At 57.2% G+C, this 26,166-nt stretch carries 23 protein-coding genes and 1 tRNA gene; 16 read left to right on the plus strand and 8 right to left on the minus strand.

The annotated features are described in order from the left end of the window. Window positions 1-193 precede the first annotated feature (193 nt). Window positions 194-268 (plus strand) — tRNA-Val (locus FHG12_RS10435). Window positions 269-490: 222 nt separating this feature from the next. Here FHG12_RS10435 and FHG12_RS10440 read toward each other — a convergent pair. Next, a complete protein-coding gene (locus FHG12_RS10440; protein WP_139515676.1) occupies window positions 491-769 on the minus strand; it encodes a hypothetical protein in 279 nt (92 codons plus the stop codon). A gap of 324 nt (window positions 770-1,093) precedes the next feature. Between FHG12_RS10440 and FHG12_RS10445 the strand changes: the two genes are divergently transcribed. Beyond that, a complete protein-coding gene (locus FHG12_RS10445; protein WP_139515677.1) occupies window positions 1,094-1,999 on the plus strand; it encodes a histone deacetylase family protein in 906 nt (301 codons plus the stop codon). A 6-nt stretch (window positions 2,000-2,005) separates the two neighbouring features. On the opposite strand, the gene FHG12_RS10450 is transcribed toward FHG12_RS10445, so the two are convergent. The 3 genes from FHG12_RS10450 to FHG12_RS10460 all read right to left on the minus strand — a co-directional run bounded on the left by FHG12_RS10450 (window position 2,006) and on the right by FHG12_RS10460 (window position 5,111). Beyond that, window positions 2,006-2,713, minus strand: a complete 708-nt coding sequence (locus tag FHG12_RS10450; RefSeq protein WP_230471359.1) for a methyltransferase domain-containing protein — start codon at window positions 2,711-2,713, stop codon at window positions 2,006-2,008. A gap of 39 nt (window positions 2,714-2,752) precedes the next feature. Beyond that, a complete protein-coding gene (locus FHG12_RS10455; RefSeq protein ID WP_139515678.1) occupies window positions 2,753-3,934 on the minus strand; it encodes a type III polyketide synthase in 1,182 nt (393 codons plus the stop codon). Between the two features lie 61 nt (window positions 3,935-3,995). Further along, window positions 3,996-5,111, minus strand: a complete 1,116-nt coding sequence (locus tag FHG12_RS10460) for an NAD(P)/FAD-dependent oxidoreductase (RefSeq protein WP_139515679.1) — start codon at window positions 5,109-5,111, stop codon at window positions 3,996-3,998. Window positions 5,112-5,370: 259 nt separating this feature from the next. Here FHG12_RS10460 and FHG12_RS10465 point away from each other — a divergent pair, with 259 nt between their 5' ends. Next, window positions 5,371-5,661: a T9SS type A sorting domain-containing protein gene (locus FHG12_RS10465; protein ID WP_165699368.1), complete on the plus strand. Its 291-nt coding sequence runs from the start codon at window positions 5,371-5,373 to the stop codon at window positions 5,659-5,661. A gap of 367 nt (window positions 5,662-6,028) precedes the next feature. Here FHG12_RS10465 and FHG12_RS10470 read toward each other — a convergent pair whose 3' ends face one another. Beyond that, the gene (locus tag FHG12_RS10470) at window positions 6,029-7,093 is read right to left on the minus strand and encodes a flavin-containing monooxygenase (RefSeq protein ID WP_139515681.1); all 1,065 of its coding nucleotides are present in this window, start codon (window positions 7,091-7,093) and stop codon (window positions 6,029-6,031) included. Window positions 7,094-7,309: 216 nt separating this feature from the next. Here FHG12_RS10470 and FHG12_RS10475 point away from each other — a divergent pair, with 216 nt between their 5' ends. Next, window positions 7,310-8,191 carry a DNA/RNA non-specific endonuclease gene (locus tag FHG12_RS10475; protein WP_139515682.1) on the plus strand — a complete coding sequence of 294 codons (882 nt, stop codon included), beginning with the start codon at window positions 7,310-7,312 and terminating at the stop codon, window positions 8,189-8,191. Window positions 8,192-8,601: 410 nt separating this feature from the next. Here FHG12_RS10475 and FHG12_RS10480 read toward each other — a convergent pair whose 3' ends face one another. Beyond that, entirely contained in the window at window positions 8,602-9,180 is a 579-nt protein-coding gene (locus tag FHG12_RS10480; RefSeq protein WP_139515683.1) for a DUF4468 domain-containing protein, read from the minus strand. A 707-nt stretch (window positions 9,181-9,887) separates the two neighbouring features. Here FHG12_RS10480 and FHG12_RS10485 point away from each other — a divergent pair. The 12 genes from FHG12_RS10485 to FHG12_RS10540 all read left to right on the plus strand — a co-directional run bounded on the left by FHG12_RS10485 (window position 9,888) and on the right by FHG12_RS10540 (window position 23,468). Then, a complete protein-coding gene (locus FHG12_RS10485; protein ID WP_139515684.1) occupies window positions 9,888-10,463 on the plus strand; it encodes an amino acid--tRNA ligase-related protein in 576 nt (191 codons plus the stop codon). A gap of 105 nt (window positions 10,464-10,568) precedes the next feature. After that, complete coding sequence (locus tag FHG12_RS10490) at window positions 10,569-11,426, plus strand: dihydroorotate dehydrogenase (RefSeq protein WP_139515685.1); 858 nt, start codon at window positions 10,569-10,571, stop codon at window positions 11,424-11,426. Then, on the plus strand, window positions 11,414-12,175 hold the full coding sequence (gene pyrF / locus FHG12_RS10495; protein WP_165699369.1) for an orotidine-5'-phosphate decarboxylase: 762 nt from the start codon (window positions 11,414-11,416) through the stop codon (window positions 12,173-12,175). Before FHG12_RS10490 ends, pyrF begins: the two co-directional genes overlap by 13 nt. 44 nt (window positions 12,176-12,219) lie before the next feature. Further along, on the plus strand, window positions 12,220-12,819 hold the full coding sequence (pyrE, locus tag FHG12_RS10500; protein ID WP_139515687.1) for an orotate phosphoribosyltransferase: 600 nt from the start codon (window positions 12,220-12,222) through the stop codon (window positions 12,817-12,819). Window positions 12,820-12,944: 125 nt separating this feature from the next. Then, on the plus strand, window positions 12,945-15,977 hold the full coding sequence (locus FHG12_RS10505) for a phosphoribosylformylglycinamidine synthase subunit PurL (RefSeq protein WP_139515688.1): 3,033 nt from the start codon (window positions 12,945-12,947) through the stop codon (window positions 15,975-15,977). A 20-nt stretch (window positions 15,978-15,997) separates the two neighbouring features. Next, window positions 15,998-16,888 (plus strand): phosphoribosylformylglycinamidine synthase subunit PurQ, encoded by an 891-nt coding sequence (locus FHG12_RS10510; RefSeq protein WP_139515689.1) that lies wholly within the window; start codon window positions 15,998-16,000, stop codon window positions 16,886-16,888. A 48-nt stretch (window positions 16,889-16,936) separates the two neighbouring features. Further along, a complete protein-coding gene (locus FHG12_RS10515) occupies window positions 16,937-18,337 on the plus strand; it encodes a phosphoribosylaminoimidazolesuccinocarboxamide synthase (protein WP_139515690.1) in 1,401 nt (466 codons plus the stop codon). A gap of 12 nt (window positions 18,338-18,349) precedes the next feature. After that, window positions 18,350-18,733, plus strand: coding sequence for a nuclear transport factor 2 family protein (locus tag FHG12_RS10520; RefSeq protein WP_139515691.1), 384 nt, complete (start codon window positions 18,350-18,352; stop codon window positions 18,731-18,733). A 30-nt stretch (window positions 18,734-18,763) separates the two neighbouring features. Next, window positions 18,764-20,047 carry a phosphoribosylamine--glycine ligase gene (gene purD, locus FHG12_RS10525; protein ID WP_230471083.1) on the plus strand — a complete coding sequence of 428 codons (1,284 nt, stop codon included), beginning with the start codon at window positions 18,764-18,766 and terminating at the stop codon, window positions 20,045-20,047. Then, entirely contained in the window at window positions 19,986-20,660 is a 675-nt protein-coding gene (gene purN, locus FHG12_RS10530) for a phosphoribosylglycinamide formyltransferase (RefSeq protein WP_139515692.1), read from the plus strand. Before purD ends, purN begins: the two co-directional genes overlap by 62 nt. A gap of 11 nt (window positions 20,661-20,671) precedes the next feature. Beyond that, the gene (purF, locus tag FHG12_RS10535) at window positions 20,672-22,162 is read left to right on the plus strand and encodes an amidophosphoribosyltransferase (RefSeq protein ID WP_139515693.1); all 1,491 of its coding nucleotides are present in this window, start codon (window positions 20,672-20,674) and stop codon (window positions 22,160-22,162) included. 193 nt (window positions 22,163-22,355) lie between these two features. Then, on the plus strand, window positions 22,356-23,468 hold the full coding sequence (locus tag FHG12_RS10540) for an AIR synthase-related protein (protein WP_139515694.1): 1,113 nt from the start codon (window positions 22,356-22,358) through the stop codon (window positions 23,466-23,468). A gap of 92 nt (window positions 23,469-23,560) precedes the next feature. Here FHG12_RS10540 and FHG12_RS10545 read toward each other — a convergent pair whose 3' ends face one another. Further along, window positions 23,561-23,770 carry a heavy-metal-associated domain-containing protein gene (locus tag FHG12_RS10545; RefSeq protein ID WP_139515695.1) on the minus strand — a complete coding sequence of 70 codons (210 nt, stop codon included), beginning with the start codon at window positions 23,768-23,770 and terminating at the stop codon, window positions 23,561-23,563. 216 nt (window positions 23,771-23,986) lie between these two features. Further along, window positions 23,987-26,143, minus strand: coding sequence for an ATP-binding protein (locus FHG12_RS10550; protein WP_139515696.1), 2,157 nt, complete (start codon window positions 26,141-26,143; stop codon window positions 23,987-23,989). Window positions 26,144-26,166: the final 23 nt, after the last annotated feature.

The raw sequence follows: 26,166 nt of genomic DNA on the forward strand, positions 1-26,166 counted from the left end.
TGTAAATTCGGTGGTGAGGGAAAAAGGAGCGTGATTGGAGTGCGTATGTAAGCCGCTATACTTCTGGCTGGCCGGAAAGTTGCACAAGGCGGCGTGCCACCGATAAAAAAACTCCCCCTCTCGATCCAACCAATACCCTTCGCGTGTATATTTGATTTTTTACGGCCGCCGCCAGTACGAGTGGTAGGTTTGCGGGGTGTTAGCTCAGTTGGTTCAGAGCGCTACCTTGACAGGGTAGAGGTCACTGGTTCGAGCCCAGTACGCCTCACGGAAACCTATTTTTACCGCCTGATTTTGGGGCCTTCCCAAATCTGCCAACGGTTTTGCAACTGAAAACCGACCTAAACAGGCACCAGAAAGCCCGGCTACGCAGCCGGGCTTTTCTTATGTATAATCTTGATTGTGAAGCAGTTATCTGCAACAAATGCAAAAGCCCCAACCGATCTGATCGGTTGGGGCTTTTGCTTGGGCTCCGTGCGCTTCGTGGGCCTTACAGCGTAGAGCGCGTTGGCAGGACGGCCCGGATGGTGGAGCCCTTCTTTTTGCGTTTTGTGTGGCGATGCGCTTTCCGGAAAGCGCGCATCTTGAGCCGGCTTTCGTGTCGGTTTTTCTTGGCGTAGAAGCGTCGAGCCCGCGAATCGCGACGCGCGGTTACGCGTTGCTCATGGTGAGAGTAGCGGCGCATAAAGCGCGGCGAAGGTTTGGAGTATGCCGACAACCAACTGCTCAATAGCAGCAGAAACGACAAGCACAGAACGCGCAACCACATGATGTTTAGTATTTAAATTGTACTAAAATATTATCAAATTGCATTTGCTTTCAAAAGCGGAAAAATGAAATAAATGATTTGATAACTCATTACAAAACAAGTAATTGATACGAAAAGTCAATTTGTGTCTGACAATTTTGCTGTTTCGATGATTATTGATCAGACCCTAATTTATTTAAAAAATACAATAGTGCAATATTTCAGAAAAAATTATGTGCGAGTCAGTCAATAAGGAGGTTGGATTGTTAAGCGTAAGCAAATTCGGTGCTGCCTCCTGTCTGGGCCCAGCCTGATTCCGTAGGTTCGCATTCCCAGATTATTTCTATGCTTTCTATCGCTTGGGCACCGCTGTACGCCCACCCATTGCCGGCCGGCCACCGTTTTCCTATGCTCAAGTATGAGTTGCTGCCCGAGCAGTTGCTGCGCGAAGGTGTGGTGGCGGAAAGCAATTTTTTCGTGCCCTCGCCCCCGCCCGCGGCCGAAATTCTGCGCACTCACGATGCCGGTTACTTTCAGCGGCTGTGCCAGGGAGAGCTGACGCGGCACGAAGAACGCGCAACGGGCTTCCCCTGGTCGGAGCAACTTGTTGAGCGTGAAGTAACTATCCTGGGCGGCACGATTGCGTGCGCTGAGCGAGCGCTTCGGCATGGAGTTTCGCTCAACATTGCCGGCGGCACGCACCATGCATTTGCCGATCGGGGCGAGGGCTTTTGCTTGCTCAACGACCAAGCCGCGGCGGCCAACTACTTGCTGGCCCACCAGCCAAGCGTTCAAAAAATTCTGATCGTGGACTTGGATGTGCACCAAGGCAACGGCACGGCCGCAATTTTCAGGCACGAACCACGGGTGTTCACTTTCTCGATGCACGGCGCCCGCAACTATCCGCACCGCAAGGAGCAATCGGACCTGGATCTGCCGCTAGCCGACGGCACCGACGACGCTACGTATCTGCGCTTGCTGCGCGACACCCTGCCGCGTCTGCTCGACGAAGTACAGCCCGATTTCGTTTTTTACCTCAGCGGCGTCGATGTGCTGGCAACCGATAAGCTAGGGCATTTGGCTCTTACGCGCGAAGGCTGCCGGCAGCGCGACCGCTTTGTGCTGGAGCTGTGCCACCAGCGTGCCCTGCCGGTCGTTGTGTGCATGGGCGGCGGGTACTCCGAGCGCATCGCCGACATTGTAGAGGCGCATGCCAATACCTTTCGGGCCGCAGCGGAGATTTTTAGCTAATACCTGTCAAGCAGCTGAGATAACCACCTGCCACCGAAATGCCCATTGCCACCGCAGGGTATAATGCTCTATATGAGCATGTTGTAGAATGCGCTTCCAGTCACTGCGCGTAAAGGCCCGCGCAACCGACAGCGGCGCGTCGTTTTGCACCAGATAAGAGCCTCGAAAAATCTGGGTAAGCGCCTTGATGCTGTAGTAAGCCAGCGGATTGCGGTGCAAGTCGTTGATAATGATCGCAGTGCGGGCTTGGTGTTGCAGTTGCTGCAATAAGTCCGACAAGGATTCGTCGCTGAAATGGTGGCAAAATAAGCTGCAAGTGACTACATCAAACTGCTTTTGCCGGAACTCGGGGGAGAAGATATCCTGCTGCTCGAAGCTGATTTCGGGGTAGCCTTGGCACTTGCTGGCGGCATAGTCCAGCATAAAGGCATTGGCGTCGATGCCCACGAGTTGCACCGCAATCTGGTGGCGACGGGCCCAACGGGCAATATAGCGCAACGTGTCGCCGCCGCCGCTGCCGAGGTCAGCTAGCCGCAACGGCCGATTGGTGGGTAACCGGGGACGCAGGCGCTGCAAGGCATCCAGCACCACGCGGTAGCCGCCTAGCCACTTGTTGATAACTTCCAGCTCGTCGAGGTTTTGGCGCAGGGCATCGGAGGCCAGCGTCAGGTCGTCCATCAACTCTTCCTCGGTGGCGCGCTGGCTAAAGTTCATCAACTAATTGATTGTGAGATACTTGTTGGGTGTTCTATTCTATTCCTTACTCAGCGCGATTGCTTCGCTAGTGTGCTTGGCGTACCCATTGCTCCGAACGAAAGGTTGCGGGGCCACAGCCACTTTCATCAACATGGCTTCCAGCGTCAGGCCCGGCCCGAAAGCAAAGCTCAACACAGGCGCCCCGGCATCGGCAGCCGTAAGGGTATGCAGCAATTCGCGCAGCACAAAAAGCACCGTAGCCGACGACATATTGCCGTAATCGCGCAGCACTTGGTAGGCAAAGCGGTTGTCGTGGGTGGTCAGGCATAGCTCTGCTTCGATGGTTTCCAGGATTTTGCGTCCGCCTGGATGGATGGCAAATGAATGAATATCAGCTAGTTTGATGGGTAAGTTCTCTAGCAGGCGGTCGGTAAGCTGCCGAATGCCTTTCTGGATCATGCGGGGCACGTAGGAGGAGAGCGTCATCTCGAAGCCCAGATCGTTGATGTGCCACGCCATGTCCTGGCGGCCGTCGGGCTCAAGGCCACAATGAAATGCATCGAGCGCCAAGCTGGGCTGTTGCTGCGCCGGGTGGCCCTGCACCAACACCGCCGCCGACCCGTCGCCAAACAGCGCATTCGACACCAAGTGATCGTCTTCGGGGCGCTTCTGGAAGTGAATGGTACACAGCTCGGTACACACAATCAGTACGCGGGCTTGGGTATCGGCGCGGCAGAAGGCATCGGCCAGCTTCAGGGCATTGAAGGCGGCGTAGCAGCCCATAAAATTGACGCAGGTACGCTGAATGCTCAGGTTCAGTCCCAAGGCTTCGACCAACTCAATATCCAGTCCCGGCGCGTACATGCCCGTGCAGCTAACCGTAACTAAGTGCGTAATGCTGCTGATTGCTACTTCCGGTAATTGCTCCAGACAATCGCGCACGGCCTCCACCGACAACGGCAACGCGTGCTGGCGGTACACGCTCATGCGCTGCCCAACCGTAGGAAAAGGCTCTAAATCAGGCGTGTTTGGGAAAAACTCGAATTCGCCGTTGGCGCGGCCGTAGTCCGGCAGCACGGTGTAGCGCTGGCCAATGCCCGATACGCGGTACAAGGCCCGCAGCCGGCGGGTATCGGATTCGTCAAATTGCAATGCCCCGGCCATGAAGCTGGCAATTTGGGGTTGCGGGATGCGGTGCGGTGGATTAGCAGTGCCGATAGCACACAGATAGCTGGTCATTGAGCGAAGTATACGCAATTTAGGGCCGAGCGGCTTGCCCTAAATGTGCATAATATCGGCGTTAGAATGCGGTGCCGTGGGTGCGTTGCATCAGGGCCCGCACGGCCCCCGGCAGGTAGCGCAACCCACTGACTACCATCTCACTCAGCAGCGGCTGCCCAAACAGGTGCTGCACCGCCCGGCCCACGCGCAGGCGCTGCCCGAAATGCGCCTGCCAAGTAGCGTGGTAGCCGCTTTCCAGAGTGGCGCGGTCTGTATGACCGGTGAGGAATGCATGTATTTGATTAGAAGCCAGTTGCGCGCCATGAATTGCCATGGCCATGCCATTACCACAGAGCGGCGTAATCAGGCCAGCGGCGTCGCCGCACATCAGCACGTGCTGTTCTACGCACTGTTTGGGGGCGAAGGAAATTTCGTTGATGACTTCCGGCTGATCGTACAGAAATTCGGCCTCGCGGAAAATGCGCGCCAAGTGTGGGTTTTGCGCCAGTACGTGCTGTTCCATCTGCCCGATGGTGCCGTGCTGCTTGAGGTTTTGGCGCGTGGTGAGGTAGCAAAAGCAATACTTGCCGTCTTCGATGGCCGAAATGCCTGCGTAGCCATCGGCAAAGTTGTGCAGAGCAATGAGGTCGCGCGGAAAATCCAAGCGCAGGTGGTACTTCACGCCGAGGTAAGGCGAGCGCTGGGTGAAAAACGTGCGCTGTAGCTGGCGGTCGAGGTTGGTGCGCTTGCCGTACGCGCCCAGCACGACACGCGCCCGCAACGTTCGGCCATCGGCCAGCGAAACGTCATGAAGGTTGGCGCTTTCGTCGAAGGCTACCTGCGTGACGGTGGCCTGCTGGTAAAACTCCACGCCCCGCGCCACGGCTTGCTTGTACAGAAACTGATCGAGCGTGTAGCGACTCACGCCAAAGCCGCCCAAGTCGAGTGGTACCGTGAGGGTGCGGCCCGCCGGGGAACTCAATAAAAATCGCGAAATATTGGCGGGCCCAAGCGGCGCCGGATCAACGCCCAGCCGCCGCAGGTACGGCAACACTTCATTGGAAACGTACTCACCGCAAACCTTATGAAAGGGGTAGCTGCGGCGCTCAATAACCGTCACGTGGTGGCCCCGGCCGCACAAATCGAGCGCAGCCGTAAGTCCTCCTAGTCCTCCACCAATAACGATAACGTCCAACTTTTTTTATGCGTTAAATGCGTGAGTGCGAGATGCAAAGTGATATATTTATAGAGGTTTCGTTATATTGTATTGTCCTTTGTCAAATTAGGAGCGTATTTTTGTAAACCTAATTGAGTGCCAGACGTTAACGAAGTTATTGTGGTTGTGCACTTTATCACCCCTACACGACGCTATGATGAGACTCTTACGTACTTTACTTTTAATCATCGTATTTGGTGTGGGGCCAATGCACAGTAGTTTTCCGCAAGCGAAAGCATTGTCCATTCCATCCGCAGCAAGTGCCCGGCCCGCCGAAGACAAGGCAGTGGTCGTGTACCCCAACCCCAGCACTGGAATTGTGCACATTGCCATCAACGGCTTCGAAGGCCGCAAGATGGAACTGCGAATCCTGAACGTGATAGGCTCCGTGATTTACCGCGAAACCCTCACCGAACTCAACGACCGCTACACCAAAACCCTTGACCTGAGCAAGTTCGCTACGGGTTTATATTACGTAAAGCTCGAATCGGAGAATGCCAGCGAGATGCGAAAGCTCGTTATTCGCTAGTACTCCAAAAGGGATATTTTAAACAGCGTTGCGCAAGCAAGGCTGTTTTTTTATGCGCTTGCTAATCAAAAGGTTATAAAAAAGCCGCTTTCTACACAGAAAGCGGCTTTTTTATTTCCGATAAAGGCAGATTAGCCGTTGTTCCGCACCGGAATAGGCTCAGGAGTAACCATTGCCTTGATGTTGTCGACGGTGTTGAGAGCCAATAGCGCTGTGGCTATGATGAGCCCAAAGAAAATCAGTAAAAGCATGGGAATTAGATTAAAGACGAAAGAAAACAGGCCGGAGGCCCCGCACGCATTCGTATGGCTCCGCTTGTTGTGACTTCTTATTCAACCTGAAATCAGGCCGTTGGGTTTCAGCATAATTATGGCCTTTTCAACAACTGCTCTACCACGTAGCGGGCGTCGCGCCCCGCGCCACCCATCAGGGCTGAGCTGCGGCTGTTGAGCCACGGCAAACCAAGGAAAGCCAAGCCGGGAACGGAGGCGAGGCCGCGGTAGTGTTTGGGAGAGCCTTGCGCGTCGAAGATGGGCGCTTCAATCCAATTATAATCAGGAGCATAGCCCGTAGCCCAAACCACAGCTTCCAGCGGCGGGGTGGTAGCTTGACGTCCGTGCAGCCTTGTTTCATTCGCAACGCCCAGTGCTCGCCCGATAAACTGCGCGTTCGAGAATTGCCGCAACCGCGTCAGGTCGCTGCTTACGACAGGATCGGGCCGGCTCAACATGCGTCGGCCCAAGGCTGTATGGCGCGAAACGTTCATCATGCCCGTTATCTTGAGCAGCGCCCACATCAGGTTGTTGTTGGGAAGCGTAGGGGTGTTTTCGTCGTAAGCCACAAACACCGGCCGGCCGGTTGCCGCCACATCAGCAGCAATCTGCAAGGCCGAGTTGCCGCTCCCCACTACGGCTACGGCCTCTATGCCGAGCAGTTGAGATGGTCGGCGGTACGCTTGGCTGTGGAGCTGTACCACAGTCGGCGCTAGTTCCGCGGCAAACATGGGCATGTGTGGGGCCGTGTACGCTCCGGTGCAAATGATGGCGTTTTTGCAGATATATGTCTGATTGTCAGATGTATATATTTGAAAGCCTTCACTGCTGTCTGAGGTAACTAGCAGGCGGGTAACGCGTTGGCGCAGCCGAACCGGAAGCTTAAAATGTGCGGCATACTGCTGCAAGTACTGGGCGGCTTCGGCTTTGCTGGGGTAGCGCAGCGGACTACCCGGCGGCCAGCTCAGGCCCGGCAGGTTGCTGGCCCAAGGCGGCGAAAACAATTGCAGCGCGTCGAAGCGGGTTGCCCACACGTCGCCCACTGTTTCGCGCTCGTCGAGCACGACAAACGAAACGCCGTGCTGCTGCAAATAATAGGCGGCGGCCAGCCCCGCCTGTCCGGCGCCGATGACCACGGTATGGAAAGTTTCGATAGGCATAGGAACTGTAGCACAAGCTAAAGGTTGCGCCGCAGTTTTCGGACTGCCGGAAATCTGCGCTTCAGCTTCAGCCTAGATCTCTTGTGATTTGAATACTTAAATTCGTAATCAACCGTATTACGGCTATCTTAACTTGAACCGGCCGTTGCTATTAAGTACAAATAGCAGTGCCTGCTGCTCGGTTCAGGGTTATTTCTTTTTCCGGAAGCTGCCTCTATGACGCCTACTTTTCGACGCTACTTAAGCTGGTGCTTGCTGAGCCTGCTGGCTTTTTCCTGCTCACACGACGAGTTGGTGGCACCCGGCAGTGATACTGCCACCGGCGGTAACGGAGCCGCTACCCGCGACCCCAACCTCGCCTTTGGCAACCCCAGCGGTGCCACCGCCGACGCCAGCAACTACACCAACTACCTGTTGGTCAAGCCCCAATACACGCTTAGCTACAACCGCGATCGGGGCACGCCCAATTGGGTGAGCTGGCACCTGAGCCGCGCGTGGCTAGGCAGCGCCTCGCGACAGGATGATTTTCTGGCCGACAACAGCTTGCCCGCTAACTGGTACCACGTCACGGCCGGGAGCTACGTCGGCTCGGGCTTCGACCGGGGGCACCAGTGCCCTTCGGCCGACCGCACCGGGTCGGGGGCCGACAACTCGGCCACGTTTCTGATGAGCAACATGGTGCCCCAGGCCCCGCGCAACAACCAGCAAACCTGGGCCGGGCTGGAAAACTACTGCCGCACCTTGGTCGACGCGGGCAACGAGCTCTACCTCATCTGCGGCAGCTACGGCAAAGGCGGCACCGGCTCGGCCGGCCCGCTCAGCACCCTCGACAACGGCCACGTGACCGTGCCCAACCGCCTCTGGAAGGTCATTGTGGTGCTGCCCAACGGCACCGACGATGTACGACGGGTTACGAGCGACACGCGCATCATCGCCGTCAATACCCCCAACGACAACGGCCTGCTCTCAACCTGGAAAAGTTATCGCACCACGGTCGATGCCATTGAGCGGGCCACCGGCTACGATTTGCTTTCGGCCCTGCCAACCGCTGTGCAGGCCGTGGTTGAGGCGCGAGTTGACGACGGTCCGACAAGCTAAAGGGGGTTGTAACAACACTTTGTGCATTACTCAAAAAAAGTCTATTGGGCTGTTGATGCTAGCCAGACTTTTTGCATATTGTTAGGCTAATTGGCAGATTAATATTTTGTTATCTGCTACGCGAGGCTAACCTAGGCTTCTCCGAAATCGTACCTTTGACAGTGAGTGATGGGAGTGAAAAGTGAAGAAGAAAGGAAAGCCGTGCTGCAACGCGGCTTTCTGCTTTTTTAGAAGCCTCCCCGATGCAAACGCGTTTTAGCTGAATCGCCTTGCCTACCCATCGGTAGTCTCAAAACCAAGCCGGGCGTGAGTGAAACAGCCATTTTAGAAATTTACAAAATCCTATAAAGCAACAGCGCCGCTGACTCAGTCAGCGGCGCTGTTGCTTTGGCACCAACGAAACGCCAAAATTAGTTTTCACCGGCCGCGTTTAGGCCTACGGCAGCTTCTTGGGAACTGGGCATACTGTTCATATACGAACGGAAGCCGAGGGCAATTTCGCTGGCCAGAGAGTTGGCCATGGCCGTGGTGCGGCGGTCGTTGTGCGTGCGGTCGTTGCCTTTCTCGGCAGCCAACTGGGTTACAAACTCATCCAAAGGCATCGACTCTTCCACCTTCTTCGGATCGGGGATGATGCGGAAAGAGCCTACGCTGTATACATAGCCGTTGTCGGTGGACTGAAATACAAAATCAAAGCGCAAGGTGCGCTCGGAGGCGGGAGCATTTCCTTGGGCCACCTTCATCTTGGCCGTGCCGGTAAGGCGAATGGAGCTGGTGCCCGCATCGGCTTTGATCCCTGTTTTGGGGCCGTAAGCAAAATGATTTTCAGTCCAGTCGAGGGCGCGGCGGTAGAGTTCGGTGCGGCCGGCTCCTTCCGACGGAACACGCTCGCTGTACTCAATGGGTTCGGGAGCGCTGGTTTGGGCCAGCAGGGGCGAGGTAGTGGCCAAAAGCCCGCCAAACAGGAAACAAAGTATCAGTCTTTTCATAATTGCAGTGAAAATGAAGAAGCGTGAAGACAAAGGTACGATCAACAGCTAAATTGAACTTTGTAGAGTATGTTATGATTATTTTAAGAAATGCACGTCATCCTGCCCAAAATCATCGAAGTCAGGCATGGAGCACTGAGCTTTTGGTATTATGAAAGAGCTAATACCCATTCTAATTGTCTAAGCTAGTACACAAAATTGTATTTTACAAGGTCAGTGTGCTGAGGCTATATGTCTTGTTGCTCAGAGATGAGCTTTGACAATAAGGAAATACGACATCTTAGCTTTACATCAAGCATATAAGTGTTTATTCACAAGTAATTGATATTCAATAGTTTATATATTATTTAAAAGAATCATTTATATACTATGGGCTTCGAAAATTCTCTGAAGAGGTAACGTTTTGGTAACATAAACTTAACACATGCCTTAGTACGACTTCAATAAGAATTAGTACTTTTGCGACATGCTTCACTTCAGCCAGCAGAACTAATGAAGTGCAGAACGTTGCATAACGCCGTTCTGCGAGAAGACCGGAAGGTCTTTTCTTCCATTGGCTCTTCTATTTTTCTCGTTTTCACCCCGTTCACCGCTCCGGTTCCCGAAGCGGTTTTTTTATGTCCTGCCGGCTGGGCAGGATGCGGGGAAGTTGTGCGCCAGGCTTAACTCAACCACCTTTCATATAAACCGACTAACCCAACGGTAGCATGCAAGACACGACCACCCTCGCCCAACAAATTTCGGCCGTCGCTCCCGCCGCCGTCCGCAACGTGAACCTGAGCACTGACCCCAAGCGCATAACCTACACCGACGCGGTAGAGCTCCTGAAAGGCGAAGGCTTCTCCGAACTGCAGTGGGGTGACGACCTCGAAGCCCCGCACGAAGGCCGCCTGACCGAGCTGATGGGCCCGATGTTCGTGACGCACTACCCCGCCGACATCAAGTTCTTCAACATGCGCAACAACGACGACGACCCCCGCGTAGTAAACTCGTCGGACCTGTTGCTGCCGCTGGCCGGCGAAAGCGCTGGCTCGGCCGAGCGTGAGTTCGACGCCGCTAAGTTGCGCCATAAGCTCGAAACCAGCTCGATGCTCGATGGCCTCATCCGCCAGGGCATGAAGCTGTCGGACTTCGACTGGTATCTTGACTTCCACAAGGAGAACGAAGTAAAGCTGCACTCGGGTGCCGGCGTAGGCATGGCACGGGTGGCGCAGTTCATCCTCGGCCAGACCGACATCCGCGACTGCGTACCGTTCCTGATCAACCGCGAGAACGTTATCTAACTTGCAGCCAGACAAAGCGCCCGGTGTAAGCCGGGCGCTTTCGCTTTTAGGACAGGTTCATTTCCCTTTGATGTTGATTGTAAGAGAGTTACTAAAGAAAGAAACATGCAACTCGGCTCACTCACTCTTAAAAACCCCGTCTGTGTGGCGTCGTGCCCGTGGCACCTTGATGGGTCCGGCTATGAGCAGCTGGGTGCCATATTTACCCGTACCGTTACGATGGAGCCCAAACCGGGCCGTTACGAAGAAGGCATCTGGCAGGTCGCGGATCAGACCTTGCTGAATGCCACCAACATGCGCACCGAGAACGCCGAAATTTTGGTCAGTGAGTACCTGCCCAATCTGCTGCGCTACGGCGTGCCGGTACTGGTGAGCATCACGGCGCCGGGCATTCCGGGCTTTCGCAAAATTGCCCGTTTCCTCAAGCGAGAAGTGGGCCACCTGATAGCGGGCGTGGAAGTCTACATCGCCGCGTTCGATTCGGCCAAGGGCGCCGACATCACGCCGCGCTTCGTGCGCGAAGCCACCGAGGCTGTGCGCAACGAGCTGGGCGAAGACGCGGCTGTGGTGGTGAAACTACCGCCGTGGCCCGAGCACATTCGCGGTCTGGCTTTGGGCGCCCAGGAAGGCGGTGCTTCGGCATTGGCCGCCACCAACATCATGAAAGGCTTGCACCTGCCCGACGACGCCACAGCCGGCCCCGTAATCGGAGGGTTGTCGGGCGAAGCGTTGCGGCCGGTGGCGCTACGTTGCGTGTACGAACTAGCGCATGATGAACGCATTACTTTGCCTATCTTCGGGACGGGCGGCGTATTTGCGGCGAGTCATGTGATTGATTACTTGAGGGTTGGCGCCAGTGCCGTGCAAATTGCCAGCGGCGAATGGCTGGAACCCGGTGTATCTGCGCGGCTGGCCGCCGAGTGTGCAAACTTCCAACCCGAAACCACCTTATGGAGAAACTAACCCAACGCGTCAGCAAGTCGCACTCGCTGCTGTGCATCGGCCTCGACCCAACCGGCAACGACCAATCCGTTGCAGCTCGTTTGCGTGAAGTCGTGGCCCAAACGGCCGAGTACGCTGCTGCCTACAAACCGAATCTGGCCTTTTTTCTTTCCCGCGAAGGCGGTGTAGAATTGTTGCGCCAAACGGTTGCCTCCGTCCCTGATGGCATTCCGGTTATTCTGGATGGTAAATTTGGCGACATTGCCAATACTGCCGAGCACTACGCGCGCTTCGCCTACGACGTAATCGGGGCCGACGGCGTGACGGTGAACCCCTACATGGGCGACGACGCCATTGTGCCTTTTGCCCGGCCCGGTAAAATGGTGTTTGTGCTGGCCAAAACGTCCAACAAGCCTGCGCATTCTCTTCAGGATGTGGCCCTTACGCGCGGCGGCTACCTCAGCGATCTGGCCGCCGGCGTCTGCCGCAAACTGGACGAAGAGCACCACAACATCGGGTTGGTAGTGGGAGCAACCCACGCCGATGCCATGGCCCGGATGCGCGAAATCAGCCCAGAGCAGTGGTTTCTGGTGCCCGGCATCGGCGCCCAAGGCGGCGATTTGCAGGCCACGTTGCGCGCCGGGCTGCGCGCCGATGGGGCCGGACTCCTTATTAATGCATCGCGCAGCATCTGGCAAGCCGCCGATGCCGGAGCAGCTGCCCGGGATCTGTTTCAGCAAATTAATGAACAGCGCTCCGTGCTTGCGTAACGGACTTTATCCTTCCGTAGTAAATGATTGACAGTCAGGTAGATATGAGTTCAACTAAAGAGAGGTTAGAAAGCCAGTTGCAGCAGGAAGATGCGTTGCTACGTGGTCATTTCCGGCTGTCGTCGGGCTTGCACTCCGACACGTACGTGCAATGCGCCCGCTTTCTGCGCCGCCCCGATCTGGCCGAACCGGCTTTAGCGGAACTTGCCACGCAGATTCAAGCGGCTGGCTTACAGCCCGATGTGGTAGTTGGCCCCGCGATGGGCGGCGTGGTGGTGAGCTACGAGTTGGCCCGCCAGCTGAAAGTACCGGCCATTTTCACCGAGCGCGACGACACCGGCGCGATGACTTTGCGGCGCGGCTTCAGCATCCGGCCCGGCGAACGCATTATCATCGCCGAAGACGTGGTGACCACCGGCAAGAGCACCAAAGAGGTAGCCAAAGTGTTGGAAGCGCTGGGTGGTAAAATTTTGGCCGTTGCCAGTTTAATTGACCGAACAAATGGGGAAGCTGAATTATCTTTCCCGACCTTTGCCCTGCTGCCCGTAACGGCAGCCACCTACGCACCCGATGATTGCCCGCTGTGCCGGGCAGGTATTCCGGTGGTGAAGCCCGGCAGTCGGCCGGAGAAAGCGTTTTCTTAAACCTACCCACTCGGCGGACGGCCATTGGGCAAGGCATTTTCGGCGTACTCTGTGCGGGTATGCTTCCTCATGTAGGTATTTCGCCTAAGCGTGGGAAACCCGAAAAATAGATAACCACCTCCCTTTTGGAATCTACCCAAAGAACCATTCAGCTCCTGCTCAAGCCCGGCCAACACGATGGCGAGGGCCAACGTGTAGCCGAAGCTGCCCAACGCCACCTCGGCCTGCATACGGGCCGGGTGCAAAGCACGGCACTCTACACCGTGAACTACCCGGTGTCAGACGAACAACTGCACCGCTTCGCTACTAGCTGCCTGCAAGATCCTGTGTTACACGATGTTGCACTGGACGAAATTCGGCACGATCCGCAATTCAGGAGTTATATCTTGGTCGCCAAGCTGCCCGGCGTAACCGACGACGAGGGCACCTCCGCCCAAAATGCGCTCGGCGACTTCCTCAACCAGCCCCTCGACACGCGCACCCAGCACATCTTTAGTAAGAGGCTGTACCTGCTCGAAGAAGCCCTTCCGGAAGCTAGTTTGCGCCGCCTCGCCGAAGAACTGCTCGGCAACAAACTCATCAACCGCTTCGAACTCGGCCCCCTCACCAACCTCCGCGACTTCACGCCGCGGCCCGGTGGCGGGGCCGAAATCATTACGGACCAAGTGCCCCTCACCGGCCTCTCCGACGAGCAGCTCGTGCAGTTGTCGAAAGACAACCTCTACGCTCTGAACTTGGAGGAGATGCGGGCGATTCGGGACTACTATACCAAGCCCGAAACCCAGCATCAACGTCGCGTCGCGGGCCTGCCCGCCGAGCCTACCGATTGCGAGCTGGAGATTCTGGGCCAGACGTGGTCGGAGCACTGCAAGCACAAGGAGTTCAGCGCCATCATCAACTTCCGCGACGCCGACACCGGCGAGGAGCGCCAGGTTGATTCGCTGTTCAAGACCTATATAAAGGATGCGACTGCCGAAGTCGATCGGCAGCTGCGCGCCAACGGCAACGACTGGCTGATCAAGGTGTTTTCGGACAACGCCGGCGCCGTGCGCATCAACCCGGAGTCGCTGTTTGTGTGGAAGGTCGAAACACACAATTCGCCTTCCGCCATCGACCCGTACGGCGGAGCAATTACCGGCATTCTGGGCAACAACCGCGACCCCTTGGCGACTGGTATTGGTGGGGCGCAGTTGTTGTTCAATACCAATGTGTTATGCTTTGGTAATCCGGATTACAATGGTCCATTGCTGACCAACCAGCTGCACCCGCGCCGCATCTTTGAAGGCGTGCGCAAGGGCATCGAGGATGGCGGCAACAAGTCGGGCGTGCCGACGGTGAATGGGGCAATCATTTTCGACGATCGCTACCGCGGCAAGCCGCTCGTGTACTGCGGCACCGGCGCCGTAATGCCGATGCAGCTCGCGGGCGAAGATTCGTGGGAGAAGAAAATAGACGCCGGCGACCGCATCATCATGGCCGGTGGCCGGGTGGGCAAAGACGGCATCCACGGCGCCACGTTCAGCAGCATCGAGCTCGACGAATCGTCGCCGGCTACGGCCGTGCAGATTGGTTCGCCAATCACGCAGAAGTTGGCGATGGATTTTCTGATCATCGCCACGCGCCGCGGCCTCATCAAGTGCAGCACCGACAACGGCGCGGGCGGCCTGTCGTCGTCCGTAGGCGAGCTGGCCGGCATCAGCGGCGGCGCGGTGGTCGATCTGGAGAAGGTGCCGCTGAAGTATAGCGGTCTGCGGCCGTGGGAGATTTTCCTGAGCGAGTCGCAGGAGCGCTTCACCTTGGTAGTAGAGCCTGATAAACTCGATCAGCTGCTGGCGTTGGGCGAAGAAATGGAAGTTGAACTAACCGACATCGGCCATTTCACCGACGAGGGTTTCCTCGACGTGCGCTTTGCCGGTGGGCCCGTTGCGCAGCTTTCGCTCGACTTCCTTCACGACGGGGTGCCTCGCAAAATCATGGAGGCCGAGTGGCAGAAGCCCGTTTCGCAGGAGCCACAACTGCCTGCTAATCTGGATTATAACGACGTGCTGCGGCAGCTGCTCGGCAGCCTGAACATTTGCTCGCGCGAGTCGGTGATCCGGCAGTACGACCACGAAGTGAAAGGCCGCACCATCATCAAGCCGTTGATGGGTGCCACGGGCCAGGCTCCGCAGGACGCGGCCGTAGTTCGCTTCAACTTCGAGTCGTGGGAAGGCGTGGCCGTGAGCAACGGCATCCTGCCCCGCTTCGGCGATCTGGACGCGTACCATATGTCGGCGGGCGCCTTTGACGAAGCCGTGCGGCAGATCATTTCGGTGGGTGGCAAGCTGCCCAACCTCACGCCCGGCGACAACATTTTCTGGTCGGTCAACGACAACTTCTGCGTGCCGGATTCGCTCTACGATCCCGTAGCGAACCCCGACGGTAAGCTCAAGCTGGCCAAGCTGGTACGCATGTGCGAAGCCCTCCGCGACGCCACAGCTGCCTATTGCATTCCGCTCACCAGCGGCAAGGATTCGATGAAGAACGACTTCAAAGCCGACGGCGTGAAAATCTCCGTTCCGCCCACCGTTCTGTATTCGATGACCGCCAAAATCGAGGACGTGCGCCGCACCATCACCAGCGACTTCAAAGCCGAAGGCGACGTGGTGTACCAGCTGGGCACAACCTACGACGAGCTGGGCGGCTCGGAGTTCTACCAGCTTTATAATGAGCTGGGTGCCAACGTGCCGCAGGTTCGTTTTGCCGAAGCTAAGGAGCTCTACACGCTCATGGGCCAGGCCAACGACCAGCAGCTTATCCAATCCTGCCACGACTTGTCGGATGGCGGCCTGGCCGTAGCACTGGCTGAGGCGACGTTTGGCAACGGTCTGGGGGCTTATGTGCAAGTATCTGAACAACAATCAGTTGAAGTTCAACTATTTTCTGAATCCCACTCCCGATTTGTGGCCACGGTAGCGCCGGAAGACGTAGTAGCTTTTGAGAAGCTGCTCGGCAAAAAAGCCACTCGCCTAGGCGTCGTATCCGGCGATGGTGAGCTGACGGTGCTGCACGGTCAGCGCGTCGTGATCAAGGCCAACACCGCCGAGCTGCGCGAAGTGTGGACGAACGGGCCTGTGAATCAAACGATTGGCTTCGGTCAGCAAGTCGCAGCGGAGTAGGGGAGATGACACACGAAACCATGAATCAATCAGCCGCTCCGGCCGCCTCCAATAAGGTACAGGCCCTCATCCTGACGGGCTTCGGCATCAACTGCGAAGAGGAAATGGCCGCCGCCTACCGCCTCGCCGGTGCCGATGCGACCATCGTGCACCTCAACCAGGTGCTGCACGGCCACGTCAGCATCCACGACTACGACGTGCTCAATTTTCCCGGCGGCTTCTCCTTCGGTGATGATTTGGGCTCGGGCGTGGTGCTGGCCAACAAGCTGCGCTACCGCCAAAACCCCAACGGCCGCACCCTGCTCGACGACCTGCGCGAGTTCATCGCCAACGGCAAATTCGTGCTGGGCATCTGCAACGGCTTTCAGGTATTGGTGAAGCTCGGCTTGCTGCCCAACCTGGGTGGCGACTTCAACCCCGAAGTCACGCTCACGCACAACGCCTCCAGCCGTTACGAAGACCGCTGGGTACGCCTGAAAGTCAACTCAGCTACGCGCACGCCTTTTTTGAAAGGCATTGATAGTCTGGAAGTTCCAGTGCGCCACGGCGAAGGCCGTTTGGTAATTCCGGATGCTGCGACCCGCAAGCGCATTCTGGCCGAAGGTCTGAACTGCCTGACCTACTGCGACGCCGACGGCTGCGAAGTCACCCAATACCCGCACAACCCCAACGGCGCCGACCTCAACTGCGCCGGCCTCACCGACACGGCCGGCCAAGTGTTCGGCCTGATGCCCCACCCCGAGGCGTATCTGACGCTCTACAATCACCCGGACTGGGCGCGCCGCAAACGTGCCAACCCCGGCATTCCGGAGGAAGGAGACGGCCTGCGCATGTTTCAGAACATTGTGGAACACATTGAGCAGCAACGTCATGCGGCTGTGTTGCTAGAAACCAATCAGTATTCATCCTGACTCCAGCGCGCTTTCTTACTCAACCTAAGGAAGAGAACATTACGAAGCATGAACACCCTCAACCACTTCGCTACCCCGCAACTCGAGCTCCTGCACCGCGGCAAAGTCCGTGACTCGTACCGCGCCCCATCCGGCGAGCGCCTCATCGTGGTAACCGATCGGTTGTCGGCCTTCGACTCGGTGCTGGAAACGCCCGTGGCCCACAAAGGCGCGGTGCTGAACGGGCTGGCCGCTTTCTGGTTCGACAAAACCCAGCACATCATCCCGAACCACGTGATTTCGCTGCTCGACCCGAACGTGACGCTGGCCAAGGAGGCCGAGCCGATTCGGGTGGAAATGGTCGTGCGCAATTATATCACCGGCTCCATGCTGCGCGGTTACCAGAAAGGCCAGCGCACGTTCTCGGGCGTGACCGTGCCCGATGGCCTGACCAAGCACCAGCAGTTTCCCGAGCCCATCGTGACGCCGACGACGAAAGAAGAGTCGGACCGCGAAATCACGCCGGAGAACCTGGTGTCGGAAGGCTGGGTGTCGGCCGAGCTGTACGAGAAGATGCGGGTGAAGGCGCTGGAGCTGTTCAACTTCGCTTCGGCGTGGATGGCCGAGCGCGGCATTATCCTGGTTGATACCAAATATGAGTTTGGCTTGCTGAACGGGGAGCTAATCCTGATTGACGAAATCCATACGCCGGATTCGTCGCGGTTCTGGAGCGCGGAAGACTACGCCCGCAACCCCGAAACGGCCGAGCAGATGGACAAGGAATACGTGCGTCAGTGGCTGATTGCCAACAAGATAGACGGTCAGTATCCGCGCTCGCTTACGCCCGAAGTTTCGGCCGAAGCCAGCCGCCGCTACCTCGATATCTTCGAGCGCATCACCGGCGCCCCGCTGCCTATCGGCACCGAAATGACCACCGGCGGCGACGTCCGGACGCGCCTCGTGGGTAACCTCGTGCGAGCTGGCGTTATGAAGGATGCCTGGGTGAGCATCGTGATGGATTCGCCGGCTGACCGGGAGCACTGCCAGAAAATCCGCCAGAACTTTGAGGGCTACAACCTCTTCACCCAGCTACGCGTGACCTCGGCCCACAAAAACGGCGAGGAAATCGCGGGCATGGCCGAGGTGTGGAACGACTCGGTAGAGCCCGGCGTAATCATCGCCGTGGCCGGCCTGTCGAATGGCCTGGGTGGCGCGTTGGCCGCCAACGTGAACGTGCCTGTCATTAGCTGCCCACCTTGGAAAGACTTTGCCGAACTGGCCGCCAACCTGAATTCCTCGGTAATTATGCCCAGCGCCACGCCCAACCTCACCGTCGTGCGCCCTGATAACGCGGCTCAAGCGGCAGTGCGCGTCCTGAATCTGCCTCGCTTGCGTGAGCAGTTGTCCAAAGAAATTGCCGCTACCAAAGCCAAGCTGCGCGCCGCTGACGCCGAGCTGCGCGTGCTGTAACCAAGAAAATTAGTGGAAACCCCTGACCTAAAACAAGTTGTGGAAGCCTACGTCGAAGCGTACAACCGCTTCGACGTAGACGGGATGGTAGCCCATCTCCATGATGATGTGGTGTTCCGGAACATTTCCAATGGGGAAGTAAACCTAACCACCACTGGCAAAGAGCGCTTTCGGCAGCAGGCCGAGCAGGCCACGCAGTATTTCTCCCAGCGCGAGCAGCGCGTTGCTGATTGGAAAATGGCTGATAATCAGGTAGAAATGTCGATTGACTACACCGCAGTCGTAGCCATTGACTTGCCGAATGGCTTGAAACCCGGTGATACGTTGCACCTGCTGGGTACTTCCATTTTTCGATTTGAAGACGGAAGAATTATTTTAATCGAAGACATCAGTTGAGTCACGTTCCTCGCCTAAGCACCTATTCCCTTGACCACCAATAAAATAGTAGTTCTTCTTGGCTCCGGCGCCCGCGAACACGCCCTGTCGTGGAAACTGACCCGCGACGGCGCCACTGTGCACGTACTGCCCGGCAACGGCGGCATCCCCAACAGCCATCCGGAAATCAATCCGCTGGACTTTCCGGCGGTGCAGCGCTTCTGTGACGAAGTGGGCTCCAAGCTCATCGTGGTCGGGCCGGAGGCGCCACTGGCGGCGGGCGTTTCAGATTACTTCGCCGCTACCGACATCAAGGTATTCGGGCCTTCGCGAGCGGCGGCGGTGCTCGAAAGCTCCAAAGTATGGTCGAAGAGCTTCATGCGGCGGCACGGGGTAGCCACGGCCAAATCGTGGCAATACCGCAGCGACAAATTCGCGGACGCTCGTGCTAAAGCACAAGATCTTGATGGTCAAGTCGTTGTGAAGTACGATGGATTGGCGGCCGGCAAAGGCGTGTATGTCTGCTCGTCGGTGCAGGAAGCCGAAGCGGCGCTCGACGACTTGCAGGCGCAGTACACCGGCTGGTTTTCGTTTTTGCTCGAAGAAAAGCTCTCCGGCCCCGAAATCAGCATCATCGGCGTGACCGATGGGTACCGCATTCGCTTGCTGGCGCCTTCGCAGGACCACAAGCAACTGCTGGCCGGCGACCAAGGCCCCAACACCGGCGGCATGGGCGCGTACTGCCCCGTGCCCTTCGCCGACGACAACGTACTGGCTGCCATCCGCCGCGATATCATCGACCCTACGCTACAAGGCATTCAGGTCGAACAGTTTGATTTTAAGGGCTTTCTGTACTTCGGCATCATGCTCTCGCCCCAGGGACCCAAGCTGCTCGAATACAACGTGCGCCTCGGCGACCCCGAAGCCGAAGTACTGCTGCCGGCCCTGGACAGCAGCCTGCTGGAGCTGATCGAATCGACGCTCAATGGTTCGCTGGCCCGGGTGGGAGTGCGCCACCGCCCCGGATTTTATGTGGGCGTGGTGTTGGCGTCGGGTGGCTATCCGGCCGCCAATTTTCCAACGGGTTTTCCCATCCACGGCCTCGACCAAGTTCATCCAAGCACGCTGGTTTTCCACGGGGCGACGCGCCGCCAAGACGACGGCCAGATGGTAACCAACGGCGGCCGCGTGCTGGTGCTGGTTGCCCACGGAAGGGAGTTGGAAGATGCTGTCGCTCAGGCGTATAAAGAGTGTGAAAAGGTCACGTTTCAGGATGCGTATTTCCGAACCGATATCGGCCAGCGGCCGGCTCCCGTCCTTGCAGGCATTCGCTAATCCGTCGCCGGCTGGTCGTAAGCAGCGACTGGCCATCTTGTTGTCGGGGCGCGGCTCCAACATGGTGGCGCTGGTGCATGCGGTGCAAAAAGGCAAGCTGCGCGAACTAGCGGAGGTCGCGCTGGTGTTCAGCAATATTCCGGAGGCACCGGGGCTGGCAACAGCCGCGGCGCTGGGGTGCCAAACCGCAAGCTTACCTTCGAAAGGCCGCAAGCGAGCGGAGTATGATGCAGAAGTGGTTAAACTATTGAATTCGTATCGGGTTGATTATGTAGTGCTTGCGGGATTTATGCGAATCCTCTCGCCCACCCTGATTCGTGCTTATGCCGGTCGCATTCTCAACATTCACCCCGCCGATACGCACCAGCACCAAGGCTTGCACGCCTACGAATGGGCTTTCGACAACCACCTGCCGGAAACCAAAATCACCGTTCACCTCGTCGATGAAGGCCTCGACACCGGGCCCATCTTGGCACAGCGTCCCGTCGATTTGCGCGGCGCAACCACCCTGGCAGAAGTAGAGCGCCGCGGCTTGGCCGTGGAGCACGAACTGTATGCCGATACCCTGGCCTGCTTGCTGGCAGGCCAGCTTCACCCCACCCCGAATCCTTAATCCCACGACTTATGTGCGGAATAGTTGGTTTTTTTGGTCCCGATGATGTTGTGCACGATATCGTCTTTGGCCTCACCGCCTTGCAGCATCGCGGGCAGGATGCCGCCGGCATCGCCACTTTCGATACAAATTTTCATCTGCGCAAAGGGCAGGGCCTGATCAACGATGTGTTCCGGCCGAAGCACGTCAAGAAATTGCCCGGCAACATTGGCATCGGGCACGTGCGCTACACCACGCAAGGCTCCAACGAAACTGCTCTGGCTCAGCCGTTTACATCTAGCTATCCGTTTGGCTTGGCGATGGTGCACAACGGCAACGTGATCAACTTCCGCGAGCTGGCCAAGCGTCTGCACGACAAGTACCACGTGTTGCCCAAAACCAGCAACGACCTGGAGTTGATCATGTATACCTTCGCGTCGGAGCTGCGCACCAAAGACCTTGATCATCTGTCGGTTATCGATATTTTCGACGCCGTCGAGACGACGCAGGAGTTGGCCAAAGGTGCCTACGCAACTGTTACCGTGATCGCGGGCCACGGCCTGCTGGCCTTCAACGACCCCAACGGCATCCGGCCGCTGGTCATGGGCCGCCGCGATACGCCTGAAGGACCTGTTTACGCATTCGCCTCAGAATCAACGTGTTTCGATTATCTGGGCTATGAGTTTATCAAGGACATCGGCCCTGGGCAGGCTGTGTTCATTGACCAGAATTTCAAAGTCCATTACAAAAACGCCTACGCCAAGCCCAAATCTTTCTGCGCGTTCGAGTACATTTACTTCGCCCGCGAAGACTCCTCGATTCATGGCCGGTTGGTCGCCCGCGAACGCGTGCGCCTGGGTAAGTTATTGGCTCGCAAGGTATTAGCCGCAGGTATCGCGCCGGATATGGTGATTGATGTGCCGTCGTCGGGGTACTTTGCGGCTTCTGGTTTGGCGGAAGCCATCGGGGTGCCGTACCGCCGTGCGCTGGTGAAAAACAACCACATCGGCCGCAGCTTCATTGTCAGCAGCCAGGTGGGGCGCGAAGACATCGTCAAGAAAAAGCTCAACCCGATTCGGGCGTTTGTGGAAGGCAAAAAAGTAGCCGTTGTCGACGACAGCATTGTGCGCGGCACCACATCCCGCCGCATCGTGAGCATCCTGCGCGAAGCCGGTGCCGCCGAAGTCTACTTCATCTCGTCGGCGCCGCCCATCATTGCCCCCTGCATCTACGGCATCGACATGGCCATGAGCACGGAGCTGATCGCGGCCAACTATACCGAGGAGGAAATCTGCAATTACATCGGTGCTGATAAAGTTATCTATCAGGATTTGAGCGACTTGCAGGATCTATTCAGCGAAGACCGCGGCCACGGCGGCGGCTGCTTCGCCTGTTTCTCAGGTAAGTATCCGACGGGCGACGTGACTCCTTACCTGCGGCACATTCAGGAAGAACGCCAGAGCCAGCGCCGCGATAAAACCTTGTCTGTCAGCCCCAAAGCTCCGGCTCCTACTGAGCACTAAGTACTATGCGCGGCGGAAGGGTAGAAATTAGCAGCTAGTTCCCCTCCTCAGCTGAGGAGGGGCTAGGGGTGGTTGACCGGAGCGCCCGGACCATTACTAGCCCTAGCTTCTACCTCTAGCCTTTCAACCACCCCCAGCCCCTCCTCATTTGAGGAGGGGAGCTAGAATCTAGAATACATCACTACTTCCTACCATGTCCGATTCTTCCTCAAAACCTGCCGGTTACGACATCGACCTTGGCAACGAATGCTCCCGCAACGCTTACGGTTGGGCCAAAAAAACCTTCGCCAACCGCCAAGGCAAGCCCGGCGAACCAGCGCAGGACCTCGACGGTGGCTTTTCGAATGAAATCCGGTTTGGGCAGGAGCGGTTAGGCATTTCTTCGGATGGCATCGGCACCAAAATCGAGGTGGCCGAGCGCGTAGGCAAGTTCGATACGCTGGGGTACGACCTCATCGCGATGGTAGCCGACGACCTGATCGCGGGCGGTTTCGTTCCTACTAATTTATCGAACATCATCGACGTGCATACGCTTGATTACGAGGTGATTGACGAGCTGATGCGCGGCCTGCACGATGCGGCCAACTTCAGCCACCTCGCCGTAACGGGGGGGGAAATTGCGGAGCTTGGCAACCGCATTGGCGGCTGGCCCGGTGCCCGCATGAACTTCAACTGGTGCTCGACGGCCGTAGGTGCGCTACACCCCAGCCTCCAGCGGCCGATTAGTGGCGCTACCGTGCGGCCAGGGCAAGTGGTCGTGAGCCTGAAATCGCCTTCTTTCCGCTCCAATGGCTTTTCGCTGGCGCGTCGCACGCTACAAAACTTATTCGGAGATAACTGGCACACAGCCCCTTACGATGGCCTCGATGCTACGCCGCATGGCTCGGCTGGCCACACGTGGGGCGAAGTGCTCTTGATGCCCTCCCTCATTTATGCGCCCGCCGTGGCCCGCTTGCTCGATAGCGGCTTGTCGTTGCACGGCGTGGCCCACATTACCGGCGGCGGCATCGCTGACAACTTCAAGCGCGTGCTGAAAAACGGAGTAGGCGCAGAGCTGGATGCGTTGTTCGAGCCGCTGCCCGCGATGCAGCGCCTGACCGAGCTGGCCGGCATCGCGCCCGCCGACGCGTATCTCTACTGGAACATGGGCAACGGTATGTTGCTCGTAACAGAAGAATCTGATGCTGAAGAAGTTGTGAATCAGCTTCAAGCCGATGGTTACGAAGCAAAGGTTGCGGGTCGTATTACGACCGAACCGGGCATTGTACTGAAAGTGGGCGCTGGGGAGTTGACGTACGAAGCCTAACCGAAGTAAAGCATACCCACAACAAAACGCCTATCCTCCTGAGCTTTGCTCAAGAAGGCAGGCGTTTTGTTGTGTAGTAACCGATCTTCTGCTTACGCAGGCTCAATTTCAAACCCGGCTTCCTGCACGGCCCTGATGACCTGTTCGGGCTGCACTTGCTCGCCTTCCACCGTGAGGATTTTGGCGGGGTTATCGGTATCGACTTGCCAACGGGTTATTTCTTTTTCCTCGTTTAGCAGAGGAGTCACGGCACGCACGCAGCCGCCGCAATTGATGTTGGTTTTGAATTGTAGGGTAGGCATGGAGGGCAAAAGCTTAAGCCGCTGAAGCAAATAAAGAATGGGCTCGCGGCAGGTGAATTGGTGGTATAACAACGAATGCACCGCAAAAGTACCCATGCGAACCGGCCTACATCGTATAGACTTTGGCTGGTGAAGTATAGAGTTTTGGGGGTATCAACTGGGCAGGGCCAGTGTTGTATCATGTAAATGTTTGATATACAGACTGTTATTGTTTGGCTATGCGGGCAGACAAATCAATATTTCTGTGCCTTTGCCTTCCTCGCTGCTCACCGTTAGGGTTCCGTTGTGGCCTTTGGTGATGATGTCATAGCTCAGAGACAGCCCCAAGCCGGTTCCTTCCCCCGGTGGCTTAGTCGTGAAAAACGGCTGGAATACCTTTTGCTGAACTTCAGGGCTCATCCCACTGCCGTTGTCGCGCACGCTGATCTGGATTTGGTTGGCCAGCCTTTTCGTGCTTACGCTTAATTCGGGTGTGTACCCTGCTTCGCCGCGCTGTTGCCGTTGCCGGAGCGCATAAAAAGCATTCGTATACAGATTGAGTAGCACTCGCCCGATGTCCTGCGGAACCACGGTCACTTGTGCGACCTGAGCGTTGAAATCACAGTTGAGTGTGGCCGTAAACGTTTTGTTCTTTGCCCGGAAGCTCTGATAGGCCAACGACAAGTGTTCGGCTACCAAGGCGTTGAAGTCGGTGGGCTCACTTTGCCCAGGTGCGCCATGCGAATGCTGCAACATGCCCTTGACGATGTTATCGGCCCGGCGCCCGTGGTGAGTGATTTTCTGCAGATTCTGCGTTAGGGCGTCCAGCAGCTCCGTCGCGTACAGCTTTTCGGCTTCGGGTAGCTGCTGCCAAGGGCCGTCCATAAACTCATCGACCAGCTCCACGCTCACCTCAGAAAAATTATTGACGAAGTTGAGCGGATTTTGAATTTCGTGGGCAATACCCGCCGTCAGCTCGCCTAGGCTGGCCATTTTTTCGCGCTGAATTAGCTGGGCCTGAGTGGTCTTTAGCTCGGCCAAGGTGCGCGTGAGGTCGTCGCGCTGCTGGGCAATCTGTTCGTTCTTCTCATTGAGGTGGCGGTTGGCGCGCTGCTTGATGTAGATGTTGCGCCAGAGCAGGCCTGCCAGCGCCACCAGTCCGCCCAAGCCGGTCAGCAGCCACAAGAGCTGCGCGCGCTGACGAGCGGCGGTCTGGGCTTGCAGCTGGCGCGTTTTGTCGAGCAAGGCAATCTGGGTTCGTTGCTTATCCAGTTCGTAGCTGTTGCGCATGTCACTGGTTTTGCGCTGCGTTTCGGCGCCGGCCAGCGTATCCTGGTAGGCCACAAACAGGCGCTCGTACCGATACGCATCCTGAAATTTACCTACCGCCGCATACGCTTGGGCCAGTATGTCACTGGCCTTGCTGATGTTGCCGTTGGTGCGGGTTTTTTGGCTGAGCTGCAAGGCGTGCTGGGCCAAGGCAATGGCGCTGTCGGGGCGCTGCGTAAGCAAGAAGGAATTGGCCAGCAGCAACTCTACGGAGGGCAGATTGAAGGCGTCGTGGTTCTGGCGCACCAGCGTGCGGGCATAGGAGCCGTGTTGCAATGCCTGCGTCTGGTCGCCTTGCTGGCTGTACACCTCGGCTTGGCCAATTTCGTTTACGGTCTCGTTTTGCACGTCGCCCATGCGGCGGCTGACCTGCGCTGCTTGGCGAAAGTAGCGTAAAGCCTGAGGCCAGTTTTTTTGCTCCTGGTAGGCCTTGGCCAGGCTGTTCAGGGTGGCCGACACTACTTGTAGGTCGCCCATTTTCTGACCGTTATGCAACGCTATCCGCAAGGTCCGGGTGGCGTTTTTGTAGTCGCCTAGTTCGGAATAGACGCCGCCCAAGGTAGTGCTTAGCTGGGTTTGCAGCGGCAGATTCTGGATGTTTTCTGCCAGTTTTAGGCCTCGTAACGCCCACTTCTGCGCCGAGGCAAGGTTGCCCTGCATCTGGTCAATCAGGCTTAGCTCTAGGTACGATTGAGCCTCCCGGCGGCGGTCGTGGCGATGGACGGCTAGCTGCTGGGCAAACCGGATGTAATAGCGGGCCGAATCGTAGTTGGATTGGCGCCGATGTAAGATGCTGAGCCACACATAGCTACGAACTATGCCTGTGGAGTCAGAAATCTTCTGGGCCATCGCTAGCGCTTGCCGGCTCAGCAAGCAAGCCTGCGGCGCATCGTTGGCGGCCAGCTCGATGATCAATGCAAAAAGCCGTCGCACGTGCAGGGTGTCAGCCTGCGGATGCGTGCGCAACAAGTTCCGCAGGCTGTCCGCTGCCCGACTTTGCGCCGTGGCTGGGCTTGCACTCAGGCCAAGGCTCAACACCAACAGGAATGCACAGAGGCTTTTCATGGCGGTAACGCATTATAATGGCA

The organism is Hymenobacter jejuensis, assembly GCF_006337165.1.
GTDB classification, from domain to species: domain Bacteria; phylum Bacteroidota; class Bacteroidia; order Cytophagales; family Hymenobacteraceae; genus Hymenobacter; species Hymenobacter jejuensis.

Bases quoted from the DNA above. Each gene is read 5' to 3' on its own strand.
- FHG12_RS10470 (WP_139515681.1), bottom strand. From the start codon at position 7,093: ATGCCTATCGAAACTTTCCATACCGTGGTCATCGGCGCCGGACAGGCG.
- FHG12_RS10550 (WP_139515696.1), bottom strand. From the start codon at position 26,143: ATGAAAAGCCTCTGTGCATTCCTGTTGGTGTTGAGCCTTGGCCTGAGT.
- FHG12_RS10445 (WP_139515677.1), top strand. From the start codon at position 1,094: ATGCTTTCTATCGCTTGGGCACCGCTGTACGCCCACCCATTGCCGGCC.
- FHG12_RS10510 (WP_139515689.1), top strand. From the start codon at position 15,998: ATGAATCAATCAGCCGCTCCGGCCGCCTCCAATAAGGTACAGGCCCTC.
- FHG12_RS10450 (WP_230471359.1), bottom strand. From the start codon at position 2,713: ATGAACTTTAGCCAGCGCGCCACCGAGGAAGAGTTGATGGACGACCTG.
- pyrF (WP_165699369.1), top strand. From the start codon at position 11,414: ATGGAGAAACTAACCCAACGCGTCAGCAAGTCGCACTCGCTGCTGTGC.
- pyrE (WP_139515687.1), top strand. From the start codon at position 12,220: ATGAGTTCAACTAAAGAGAGGTTAGAAAGCCAGTTGCAGCAGGAAGAT.
- FHG12_RS10480 (WP_139515683.1), bottom strand. From the start codon at position 9,180: ATGAAAAGACTGATACTTTGTTTCCTGTTTGGCGGGCTTTTGGCCACT.
- FHG12_RS10545 (WP_139515695.1), bottom strand. From the start codon at position 23,770: ATGCCTACCCTACAATTCAAAACCAACATCAATTGCGGCGGCTGCGTG.
- FHG12_RS10490 (WP_139515685.1), top strand. From the start codon at position 10,569: ATGCAACTCGGCTCACTCACTCTTAAAAACCCCGTCTGTGTGGCGTCG.
- FHG12_RS10540 (WP_139515694.1), top strand. From the start codon at position 22,356: ATGTCCGATTCTTCCTCAAAACCTGCCGGTTACGACATCGACCTTGGC.
- FHG12_RS10475 (WP_139515682.1), top strand. From the start codon at position 7,310: ATGACGCCTACTTTTCGACGCTACTTAAGCTGGTGCTTGCTGAGCCTG.
- FHG12_RS10515 (WP_139515690.1), top strand. From the start codon at position 16,937: ATGAACACCCTCAACCACTTCGCTACCCCGCAACTCGAGCTCCTGCAC.
- purF (WP_139515693.1), top strand. From the start codon at position 20,672: ATGTGCGGAATAGTTGGTTTTTTTGGTCCCGATGATGTTGTGCACGAT.
- FHG12_RS10455 (WP_139515678.1), bottom strand. From the start codon at position 3,934: ATGACCAGCTATCTGTGTGCTATCGGCACTGCTAATCCACCGCACCGC.
- purN (WP_139515692.1), top strand. From the start codon at position 19,986: ATGCGTATTTCCGAACCGATATCGGCCAGCGGCCGGCTCCCGTCCTTG.
- FHG12_RS10440 (WP_139515676.1), bottom strand. From the start codon at position 769: ATGTGGTTGCGCGTTCTGTGCTTGTCGTTTCTGCTGCTATTGAGCAGT.
- FHG12_RS10485 (WP_139515684.1), top strand. From the start codon at position 9,888: ATGCAAGACACGACCACCCTCGCCCAACAAATTTCGGCCGTCGCTCCC.